The following is a 9883-nucleotide window of genomic DNA, read 5'->3' on the forward strand; positions in this document are numbered from 1 at the left end:
GCGATCTTAGTGGCAATGTCAGCCATCGAATCATCCGCCGTGTTCAACCCGTTTCGAGAGGCAAGCAAGGGGCTAACCTTCCGGAGCTCGTCGTCTGGCGTACGCCGACGGTGCTGCTGGTCGACGGCGACGGCCGGGTCGCCCGGCGCGCGTCCGGGGTGCCGGACGCCGGGCAGCTGACCGAGGCCGTACGGGAGCTGTCCGCGGGAGCGACGCGGTGAGGGCCTTGGCGCTGACCCGCCGCCGGACGGTGGACCACGGCCGGCTGGCGGCCAGCCTCTGTCGTCCCGACCGCCGCCGCTGACCTGTCCCTGCGCACCCATCCCTCCGTGCCGGTGCCGGCAACCCGATCCGCCCGGCCCAAGCCCCAGGAACCGTCATGCTTCTCGACCCTCGCGCGCCCCGGTTCGCCGCGGCCGTCACCACCGTCGTGCTCGCCGCCGCACTGCTCGGCGGCGGAACCCCGCTGCTGCTCGTCCAGGCCGTCGTCTTCGCGATCACCGCGGCCAACCCGCGCCTCGGCCCGTACGGGCTGCTCTACCGCACCCTCGTCGCCCCGCGACTCGCCGCCCCGACCGAGCTGGAACCGGCCGCTCCGGTCCGGTTCGCCCAGCTGGTCGGCCTGATCTTCGTCGGGGCGGCGCTGGTCGGCCAGCTCGCCGGGTTGCCGGTGCTCGCCCTGGTCGCGACCGGTGCGGCCCTGGCCGCGGCGTTCCTCAACGCCGCGTTCGACCTGTGCCTCGGCTGCGTGGGTTACCTGGCGCTGCGCCGGCTCGTCGGCCGCCCGCTCGCGGCCCGCGTCCCGGCCGGTTCCTGACGGACCTGCGGCGCGTCATGCACCGCTGCCGGTGAGGGCCGTCGTCGGGGTGTCCGCGATCAGGCCGGTGGCGCGTTGATAGCGGACCGGGACCGGGTCGCTGAGCTCGCCGACGAACTCGCCGTCGGCGTGGTCGACGAAGCCGATGAGCGCCCAGCCGTCGGCGTCGGGGACCAGCCGCGGCGCGTACAGGTGCGGCTGCGCGATCGGCTGGGCGGACGCCACGTCCCAGGGCCCCCGGACCGTCGGCGCGGTCGCCACCCAGAGCCGGTGCTCGGATCCTCGGCCAGCGGCGAAGGCGTTGGTGCAGAACAGCAGCAGGGGCTGACCGTCCACGACGGCGACCTGTGGCACCTCAAGGTGACCGAAGCCGGCCGGGGCGGACAGCGGGGGCTGGACGGTCCAGTTCAGCAGGTCCGGGGAGGTCGCGTGGCCGACGACTCCGCGCCCGTCGGCCGGCCCGTGATTGGCGCGGGCGGTGATGAGCATGTGCCAGCCGTGGCCGTCCGGGTCGGGAAAGACCCACGGATCCCGCCAGGCCTGCTCGTACCACATCTCGCGGTCGAGCAGCTCGTACCAGGTGGGGTCGGCCACCACGATCGGGCCGTCGCCGTGCCGGTGCCAGGTGACCAGATCGTCGGAGACGGCCAGGCCGATGCGCTGGACCAGCCCGTCCTCCGCCCGCCCGACGCCGGTGTAGAACAGGTACCACCGCTGGTCCGGACCGCGGACGGTGCAGCCGGTCCAGGTGGCCAGGTCGTCCCAACCCGGCGAGTCGGCCGGCACGAGCGCGTCGGCCAGCAGGCGCCAGGAGCGCAGATCGGTGGAGACGGCGTGGCCGATCGAGGCACGCCGGTGGCGGCGGTCCGGGTCGAGCAGGGCTCGGGAGGCGCGCAGGAAGAAGGCGTGCCACAGACCGTCGTCGTCCTGGGCGTACCAGCTGTCCCACACCCAGTGGTCGGGCAGATGAAGCATGGCGGGCAACGTACCACTAAATCGGTTTAGCGGCGATGGCGGGTGCCCGGCCGACCCCGCACCGGCGCGTGCTCAGCGGGCCGGCGCGGCGACGGACCGGCGTCGGCGCAGCGGCATGGGCACGAACGACGGCCCGGCGGCGTCGCCGTCGAGCAGGACTTCCACCGCCCGGCGGCCCATCTGCTCGTGCGGCAGCGCGGCGGTGGACAGCCCCGGCCGGAGCCAGGAGGCGATCGGATCGTCGTCGAAGGAGATCACCGAGAGGTCGCCCGGGATGGTCAGTCCGGCCTCGCCGAGCGCCTGGTATGCGCCGAAGGCGAGTCGGTCGTTCATGCAGATGATCGCGCTGGGACGCGCCGGCCGGCCCAGCAGCCGACGCGTCGCGGCGTAGCCGTGCTCCGGCAGCCACTCGGGGCAGAAGCCCTCGACGAGCAGCTTGACGCCGGCGGCGGCGAGGGTGCTCCGGATGCCGCGCAGTCGCGCCTCGGCGGCGAGGGAGATCTCGGGGTCGCGTTCCTTCTGCCGGTTGCGCCCGATCAGGGCGATCCGCTCCCGGTGGCCCTGCGCCAGCAGTGTCTCGGCGACCACCGCACCGGCCCGCTCGTCGTCGGGCAGCACGCAGGGCAGCTGCACCGGGCTGGTGGCGTTGAGCAGCACCACCGGGCCGCCGAGGATCGCCGGCGGCACCGCCAGCCGGCGGGTCGCCATGGCCGCGTAGATCACCCCGTCGACCTGGCGGTCCAGCATCGCCTCGATGGCGTACTGCTCGAACGCCGCGTCGCCCTGGGTCTCGGTGATGAGCAGTACGTGGTCGCGCTCACGGGCCGCGTCCAGCGCGCCACGGATGAGGCCGCCGGCGAAGCGGGTGGTGGCGACGATGTCGGAGACGAACGCGATGGTGGCCGTCTTGCGGGTCCGCAGGCTGCGCGCGGCGACGTTGGGCCGGTAGCCGAGTTCCTCCGCGGCCGCGAAGACCCGCTGGTGCGCCTCTGCGGACAGCCGGGTGCCCTCCCGCCCGTTGAGCACCATCGACGCGGCGGTCTTGGACAGCCCGGCCAGGCGGGCGACATCGGCCAGGGTTGCTCGGTCGCGGCCCATGAGTCCTCCGATCGCGGCGGTCCGTCCGACGCCGCTGTTGACCATCATGATGCGTCGCGTCGGGCCGTCGGTCACCGGCGGCGGTCCGGACCTCGGTGGGGTCATCGGCGTGAACCACCTGTTTCCGGGCCGTTGCCAACTCGTTCTTGACAGCCCCAAGCATCGCGCGCATGCTCTGCTAAATCGGCTTAGCGACGTAGTTCCGCTGCTAGGGGGAGGCATCGTCCCCCGCCCAAAGTCATGTTGGTTACCGCGATGTTCAACGGCGACTGGGAGTCGGCGAACCTGGACAAGAGCATGGCCGGCAACGTCGGCTTCTTCCTCTTCCCGGGTGAGACCGCCGACGCCAAGCACGTGGCGATGTCCGCCCCGAACACCTTCGGGGTCGGCGCCAAGGCGAAGAACGCGGACGCCGCGGCCTTTTTCCTCAACTGGGTGCACACCAACGACAAGGCCCGCGAGATCTCGGTGAACGTCGGTGGCTCGCACCCGGGTGGCCCGAGCGACCTGGCCCTGCCGCCGGTGGCCGAGGGCACCGTGCTGGCCGAAACGCTCAAGGCGTCGCAGCAACTCGGGGCCGACAACGGCGCGGTCGACTTCACCGCGAACGCGACCGGCGGCATCTTCGCCGCGGCCATCACCCCCGAGATGCAGAAGCTGATCGCCGGCCAGCAGACGCCGGAGGGGTACGTCAAGGCGGTCCAGGCCGAGTACGAGAAGGAACTGTCCCGGTGACGTCTGCCCTCGGCAGCGCCTCGGCCGGGCCGGACACCTCGTCCCGGCCCGGCCGGGGGGACACCCGGTCACCGGCCGGGCCCGCGTCGAGCACCTCAAGGGCGCGTTCTGATGAGTTACGCCCGGGTGCTCTGCGTCGGCCTGGTCGGGGTGACCGGCCACCTGGTGGAGGTGGAGGCGGATCTCGCCCCCGGCCTGCCCGGGGTGGTCATCTCCGGGCTGCCGGACACCGCCCTACACGAGGCCCGGGACCGGGTGCGCGCCGCGGTGGTCAACTCCGGCCAGCGGTGGCCCAACCGGCGGATCACCCTCAACCTGCTGCCGGCCACCCTGCCCAAGTTCGGCTCGGCCTTCGACCTGGCGATCGCGGTGGCGCTGCTCGGCGGCTCCGGCGAGTTGCCGCTGCTGCCGCTGGAGGGGGTGGTGGTCCTCGGCGAGCTGGGCCTGGACGGGACGGTACGGCCGGTCCGGGGCGTACTGCCGATGGTCGCCGCGGCGGCGCAGGCCGGCGTCGAACGGGTGATCGTGCCGGCCGGCAACGCCGCCGAGGCCGCGGTCGTGCCGGGGCTGCGGGTCCGGGGCGTGGACAGTCTGCACCGGCTGGTCGGCTTCGTCCGCGACGGCGAGCCGCTGATCGAGCCACCGACCGACGCTCCGCCCCCGGCCGCGCCCGGGCCCGACCTGGCCGAGGTCGCCGGGCAGGGTCTCGGCCGGCGAGCCCTGGAGGTCGCCGCCGCCGGTGGGCACCATCTGGCGCTGATCGGGCCGCCGGGCGCCGGCAAGACCATGCTCGCCGAGCGCCTGCCGTCGATCCTGCCGGCGCTGGACGACGACGCCGCGCTGGAGGTCACCGCGCTGCACTCGATCGCCGGGCTGCTGCCGGCAGGTGGCCGGCTGATCCGCCGGCCGCCGTTTCAGGCACCACATCACACCGCGACCGTGCCCTCCATCGTCGGCGGCGGGTCCGGGCTGGCCCGGCCCGGTGCGATCTCACTCGCCCACCGTGGCGTGCTCCTCCTGGACGAGGCGCCCGAGTTCAGCAAGCCGGCGCTGGAGGCGCTGCGCCAGCCGCTGGAGCACGGCCGGGTGGTGTTGACCCGCAGCCGCGGCGGCGCCGAATATCCCGCCCGTGCCCAGCTGGTGCTGGCCGCCAATCCGTGCCCGTGCGCGAACCCGGCGGGCGACGACCGCTGCGAGTGCCCCCCGCTGACCCGCCGCCGCTACCTCGGCCGGCTCTCCGGTCCCCTGCTCGACCGGATCGACCTGCAGGTACGACTGCCGCCGATGCGTGCGGCCGAGCTGATGGAGACGGCGGCGCACGAATCCTCCGCGGTGGTCGCCGGTCGGGTGGTCGCGGCCCGCCAGGCGGCGGCCGGACGCTGGACGGCCCTGGGCCGGCGGCTCAACGCCGAGATACCCGGCCCGGACCTGCGCCGGTCACCGTGGCGGCTATCCGCCCGGGACACCGCCGACCTGCGGGCCCGGCTCGACTCCGGTTCACTCTCCGCCCGCGGCTTCGACCGCGTCATCCGGCTCGCCTGGACGATCGCCGACCTGGACGGGCGGGCCCGCCCGGACAAGGGCGACGTCGGCGAGGCCATCACGCTCAGGACGGGAGAGGGTACGTGAACACGCACGAGGATTCGACGCTGGCCCGGGTGGCGTTGACCTGGCTGGCCGAGCCGGGCACCCGGTCGGTGCACCGCCTGGTCGACGAGCTCGGTCCGGTGGCCGCACTGGAGCTGCTGCTCGACGGCGGGGCACCGCAGGAGGGGCTGCGCGACAGCGTGGCGGCGCGCAGCCGGGCCGGGGACGCGCGGGTGGTCGCCGCCGAGGCGCTGCGGCTCGCCGACCGGCTCGGCGCCCGGGTCGTCATCCCCGGTGACGACGAGTGGCCGGCCCCGGTCGAGCAGCTGCGCGATCTCCACCTGCGCCTGCCCGGCGCGCAGCGTCGGGTCGACATCGAGACCGCACCACCGCTCTGTTTCTGGGTACGCGGGCCGTGGCCGCTGGCTGAGGCGCTGGAGCGATCGGTGGCGGTGATCGGGGCGCGGGCCGCCACCCCGTACGGCACCCACGTCGCCACCGACCTGGGCTACGGCCTGGCCGACCGGGACTGGACGGTCGTCTCCGGGGGCGCGTTCGGCATCGACGCCGCCGCGCATCGCGGCGCGCTGAACGCGGGCGGCCGGACCGTCGCGGTGCTCGCCTGCGGGGTGGACCGCGCCTACCCGATGGGCAACGCGGCGCTGTTCGACCGGATCGCCGACACCGGACTGCTGGTGAGCGAGTGGCCGCCGGGAGCCGAGCCGCTGCGCCCCCGGTTCCTCATCCGCAACCGGGTGATCGCGGCGGGCACCCTGGGCACCGTGCTGGTGGAGGCGGCGGCCCGCAGCGGCGCGACGCAGACCACCAGGCGGGCCATCGCGCTGAACCGGCGGGCGATGGTGGTGCCCGGCCCGGTCACCTCGGCGATGTCGGTCGGTGCCCACGAGATGCTGCGCGAGCAGCCGGAGGCGCGGCTGGTTACCGGCCTCGCGCAGGTGCTGGAGGAGGTGGGCCGGATCGGCGAGTTGGCGCCGGTGCCGCGCGGCCCGGATCGGCCCGGTGACCTGCTCGACGACGACGCTCGGGCGATCGTGGAGGCGATGCCCCGACGCGGCAGGGTCGGCGTGGACGCCCTCGCCGCCCGGGCCGGTCTGGCCGTCCGGACGGTGCTGCGCAAGCTGTCCATGCTGGAGGAACTGGCCCTGGTGACACGCCGCGACGACGGCTACGCCCTGGCCCCACCGCCGAACCGGGCCAGCCGGCCGTAGGCTGGATCCGTGCGGGGTACGGACGCGAAGGGCCGGGACGCCCGCGGCACCCAGGCCGTGCACGCGGCGCTGCCGGAGCCGCTGCGGGACGCGGTGGACGAGTTCGCCCGCCACCTCGCCTCGGTCCGCAACCGGTCGGCGCACACCGTGCGGGCGTACGTCGCCGATCTGGTGTCCCTGTTGGACCACGCCCACCGGATGGGCTGCACCGAGGTGGCCGAGTTGAGCCTCGACACGGTACGCAGCTGGCTGGCCAAGCAACGGACGATGGGCGCGGCCCGTGCCTCGCTGGCCCGGCGGGCGGCGGCGGCGCGGACGTTCAGCGCCTGGGCCCACCGTGGCGGGCTGCTGCCCACCGACGTCGCCGCCACGCTGGCCAGCCCCCGCCCGCAGCGGAGTTTGCCCACCGTGCTCCGCGCCGACCAGGCGGCGGCGCTCGTTGAGGCACCGACGCGCGGTACGGCCAACCTCCCCGGCCCGCCCGATCACGCGGCCGAGGCGGTGCCGCTGCGCGACCGGGTGCTACTCGAACTGCTCTACGGCACCGGGGTACGCGTCAGTGAGGCGTGCGGGCTCGACGTGGCCGACGTCGACCACGGCCGGCGGGTGGTCCGCGTACGCGGCAAGGGCGGGCGGGAGCGGACGGTGCCGTACGGGTTGCCGGCCCAGCGGGCCCTCGACGACTGGTTGCGGCGGGGGCGGCCGGTGCTGGCGGTGCCCGACTCCCGGGACGCGCTGCTGCTCGGCGCCCGGGGCGGCCGTCTGCACCCGACGACCGCCCGGCGGATCGTCGCCGGGTACGCCGACGCGGCCGGCCTGCCCAGGACCAGCCCGCACGCGCTGCGCCACTCGGCCGCTACCCATCTGCTCGAAGGCGGCGCGGACCTGCGGGCCGTGCAGGAGCTGCTGGGCCACTCCTCCTTAGCGAGCACGCAGGTCTACACCCACGTCTCGGTCGAACGGCTCCGAGCCGCGTACCGGCAGGCCCATCCCCGCGCCTGAGCCGGCGGGACAACCGTCGGTGCGGCCGCTGACCGGGTGACTGCCGGCGAGAGCCGCCGAGGCGCGGTCGGCCGGCGGTTACGATCATCGGGTGAGCGTCCCGCCGCCGCCCGAGCCGATCACGGGCGCCCGCCTGCTGTTTTCCCTCGACCCGGCGGTGAGCCACCTCAACCACGGCTCGTTCGGCGCGGTGCCGATCGTCGCCCAACGGGCCCAGCAGCGGCTGCGCGACGAGATGGAGGCCGATCCGCTGCGCTTCTTCACCCAGGGGCTGGTGGACCGGATCACGCACACCCGCCGGCATCTGGCCGGGTTCCTCGGCGCCGACCCGGATGGCACCGCCCTGACCACGAACGCCACCACCGGCGTGGCGGTGGTGCTCCAGTCACTCGGACTGCGCCCCGGCGACGAGGTGCTCACCACCGACCACGGCTACGGTGCGGTCGAGTTCTCCATCCGCCGCGAATGCCGGCGCACCGGGGCGACGCATCGGGTCCTGCCGGTGCCGCTGGCCGCCACCGACGAGGAGGTGGTGCAGATCGTGCGGTCCGGACTGCGTCCGGGCCGTACCCGCCTGCTCGTCGTCGACCAGCTCACCTCGGGCACGGCGCGACTGTTCCCGGTCGCCGCCATCGTCGGGGTGGCCCGGGAACACGGCGTGTCGGTGCTGGTCGACGCCGCGCACGCGCCGGGCATGCTGCCGGCGAGCGTGCAGAGCATCGGGGCCGACTTCTGGGTGGGCAACCTGCACAAGTGGGGGTACGCCCCGCGCGGCACCGCCGTGCTCGTGGTGGCTCCGCCGTGGCGGGAGCGGATCGAGCCGCTGGTGGTCTCGTGGGAGCAGGACGTGGGTTTCCCCGGCCGGCTGGAGTGGCAGGCGACGATGGACTACACCGCCTGGCTGAGCGCCCCGGCGGGCCTCTACACGCTGCGTAGTCTGGGCGTCGACCGGGTACGCGCGCACAACGCGGCACTGGCCGCGTACGGCCAGCGGGTGGTGGGGGATGCGCTCGGTGTGCCCCCGACCGACCTGCCCGACCCCGGCGGACCCACGGTCGCCATGCGGGTGATCCCGTTGCCGGCGGGCCTCGCCACGACGATCGACGCGGCCCGGGCGCTGCGGGCCCGGATCGCCGAGCGGCTCGCCGTCCAGGTGGCGGTCAATGCCTTCGGCGGGCGGGGCTGGCTGCGGCTCTGCGGCCAGGTGTACAACTCGCCCGACGAGTACGAGCGGCTCGCCGTCCGGCTGCCCACGCTGCTCGCCCAACGCTGACCGCGCCCGACCGCGCTGACCGCTGACCGCTGAGCGGGCCCGGCGCTGAGCGGGGCGCAGGCGCGGCACCGAGCGTGGTGATCTCGCCGAGCGGCAGCAGGCGGGCCCGGCCGAGGCCGACCAGGGCCAGCGGGTCGAGGTAGTCGGAGCCCTGGCGCAGCCCCCAGTGCAGGCACGCCTCCCCGGGGCAGCCGGCGTGCCCGGGCAGCAGACCGCCCAGCTCAGCCCCGGCCGGCACCACGGTGCCCACCGTGGCGGCCGGCTCGACCGGCTCGTAGGTGGTCCGCAGCCCGTCGGCATGCCCTACGGAGACCACCGGCCGACCGGCGACCATGCCGGCGAACAGGATCGTGCCGGCACCGGCCGCGCGGATCGTCGCGCCCGGCGAGGCCAGCAGGTCGACCCCTCGGTGTCCGGACAGCCACGGCCGGGGCGGCGGGTCGAACCGGCGTACCGGATTCGGTGCGCCGTCCACCGGCCACCGGAACGGTCCGGCGGTGCCGGAGGCCGGTGCGCCGGCCACCGCCAGCTGCCCGGCGGCGGGCGAAGACCCGCCCGTCCGGGCCGGACCGCTCACGGAGGTCAACCCGCCCGCACCCGGCGCTGCCGGCGGACGTAGCGGGCTGGTCGTCAGGGCCGGTGGCGGGCCCGGCATCGCCGGCACCGCCATCCCCGTCGGCGGCAGCGTGAACAGCACCAGGCCGCAGAGTGTCCCGCGCAGCGGCGGCATCCGGGTTCGCATGCCGCCGAGCCTGCCGGGCTGGACCCGCGTCCCGCCGCCCCGGACCGCTCGGTTGTGGACGACGCAGCCCGCTGTGGACAGGCCCCACGGGAAAGGATGATCTGCTAAGGGGCCAAGGCCAAGCCCACAGTGGACGACCGGCGATGGACGGCTCGCGGCGGGTGGGGGTCCACCGGTGCCGCCCTCCCGGGGTGCGGTACGTGGATCAGCTGCCGAAGCCGGAGTCGGCGGGGAGGGAGATGTCCGGCTTCTCCAGCTCTTCGACGTTCACGTCCTTGAAGGTCATCACCCGGACATTCTTCACGAAACGCGCAGGGCGGTACATGTCCCAGACCCAGGCGTCGTGCATCTCGACCTCGAAGTAGACCTCGCCGTCGGAGTTGCGCACGTGCAGGTCGACCTGGTTGGCCGCGGCCGGCCTGGAC

Annotated in this window: 10 protein-coding genes and 1 pseudogene; 7 read left to right on the top strand and 4 right to left on the bottom strand. The window is 74.7% G+C overall.

The window, feature by feature from the left end; all coding sequences use genetic code 11:
• A pseudogene (locus AB0M52_RS24475) lies at positions 1 to 221 on the top strand (hypothetical protein); the annotation flags it as partial.
• Between the two features lie 158 nt (positions 222 to 379).
• A complete protein-coding gene (locus AB0M52_RS24480) occupies positions 380 to 817 on the top strand; it encodes a DUF4395 domain-containing protein (protein WP_363957922.1) in 438 nt (145 codons plus the stop codon).
• Between the two features lie 15 nt (positions 818 to 832).
• Here AB0M52_RS24480 and AB0M52_RS24485 read toward each other — a convergent pair whose 3' ends face one another.
• Together AB0M52_RS24485 and AB0M52_RS24490 are read right to left on the bottom strand one after the other, a co-directional pair.
• Positions 833 to 1792: a family 43 glycosylhydrolase gene (locus tag AB0M52_RS24485; RefSeq protein WP_363957924.1), complete on the bottom strand. Its 960-nt coding sequence runs from the start codon at positions 1790 to 1792 to the stop codon at positions 833 to 835.
• Between the two features lie 72 nt (positions 1793 to 1864).
• Entirely contained in the window at positions 1865 to 2995 is a 1131-nt protein-coding gene (locus AB0M52_RS24490; protein ID WP_363957927.1) for a LacI family DNA-binding transcriptional regulator, read from the bottom strand.
• 135 nt (positions 2996 to 3130) lie between these two features.
• On the opposite strand from AB0M52_RS24490, the gene AB0M52_RS24495 reads away from it, so the two are divergent.
• The 5 genes from AB0M52_RS24495 (at position 3131) to AB0M52_RS24515 (ending at position 8716) form a co-directional block, all read left to right on the top strand.
• Complete coding sequence (locus tag AB0M52_RS24495; RefSeq protein WP_363957929.1) at positions 3131 to 3625, top strand: hypothetical protein; 495 nt, start codon at positions 3131 to 3133, stop codon at positions 3623 to 3625.
• Positions 3626 to 3736: 111 nt separating this feature from the next.
• Positions 3737 to 5254, top strand: a complete 1518-nt coding sequence (locus tag AB0M52_RS24500) for a YifB family Mg chelatase-like AAA ATPase (RefSeq protein WP_363957932.1) — start codon at positions 3737 to 3739, stop codon at positions 5252 to 5254.
• Positions 5251 to 6441, top strand: a complete 1191-nt coding sequence (locus AB0M52_RS24505; protein ID WP_363957935.1) for a DNA-processing protein DprA — start codon at positions 5251 to 5253, stop codon at positions 6439 to 6441. The genes AB0M52_RS24500 and AB0M52_RS24505 overlap by 4 nt, the downstream gene beginning before the upstream one ends.
• Before the next feature lie 9 nt (positions 6442 to 6450).
• Positions 6451 to 7443 (top strand): tyrosine recombinase XerC, encoded by a 993-nt coding sequence (locus AB0M52_RS24510; RefSeq protein ID WP_363957938.1) that lies wholly within the window; start codon positions 6451 to 6453, stop codon positions 7441 to 7443.
• A 91-nt stretch (positions 7444 to 7534) separates the two neighbouring features.
• Positions 7535 to 8716 (top strand): aminotransferase class V-fold PLP-dependent enzyme, encoded by a 1182-nt coding sequence (locus tag AB0M52_RS24515; protein WP_363957940.1) that lies wholly within the window; start codon positions 7535 to 7537, stop codon positions 8714 to 8716.
• On the opposite strand, the gene AB0M52_RS24520 is transcribed toward AB0M52_RS24515, so the two are convergent.
• On the bottom strand, positions 8604 to 9386 hold the full coding sequence (locus AB0M52_RS24520; protein ID WP_363957946.1) for a M23 family metallopeptidase: 783 nt from the start codon (positions 9384 to 9386) through the stop codon (positions 8604 to 8606). The two genes, AB0M52_RS24515 and AB0M52_RS24520, sit on opposite strands and share 113 nt — an antisense overlap.
• Positions 9387 to 9663: 277 nt before the next feature.
• A partial coding sequence (locus AB0M52_RS24525) for a DUF2469 family protein (protein ID WP_363957943.1) occupies positions 9664 to 9883 on the bottom strand: 220 nt, incomplete at its 5' end.

Source organism: Micromonospora sp. NPDC051296 (assembly GCF_040682255.1).
Taxonomy (GTDB): Bacteria; Actinomycetota; Actinomycetes; order Mycobacteriales; family Micromonosporaceae; genus Micromonospora; species Micromonospora craterilacus.

Bases quoted from the DNA above. Each gene is read 5' to 3' on its own strand.
- AB0M52_RS24520 (WP_363957946.1), bottom strand. From the start codon at position 9,386: ATGGCGGTGCCGGCGATGCCGGGCCCGCCACCGGCCCTGACGACCAGC.
- AB0M52_RS24495 (WP_363957929.1), top strand. From the start codon at position 3,131: ATGTTGGTTACCGCGATGTTCAACGGCGACTGGGAGTCGGCGAACCTG.
- AB0M52_RS24490 (WP_363957927.1), bottom strand. From the start codon at position 2,995: ATGACCCCACCGAGGTCCGGACCGCCGCCGGTGACCGACGGCCCGACG.
- AB0M52_RS24480 (WP_363957922.1), top strand. From the start codon at position 380: ATGCTTCTCGACCCTCGCGCGCCCCGGTTCGCCGCGGCCGTCACCACC.
- AB0M52_RS24500 (WP_363957932.1), top strand. From the start codon at position 3,737: ATGAGTTACGCCCGGGTGCTCTGCGTCGGCCTGGTCGGGGTGACCGGC.
- AB0M52_RS24485 (WP_363957924.1), bottom strand. From the start codon at position 1,792: ATGCTTCATCTGCCCGACCACTGGGTGTGGGACAGCTGGTACGCCCAG.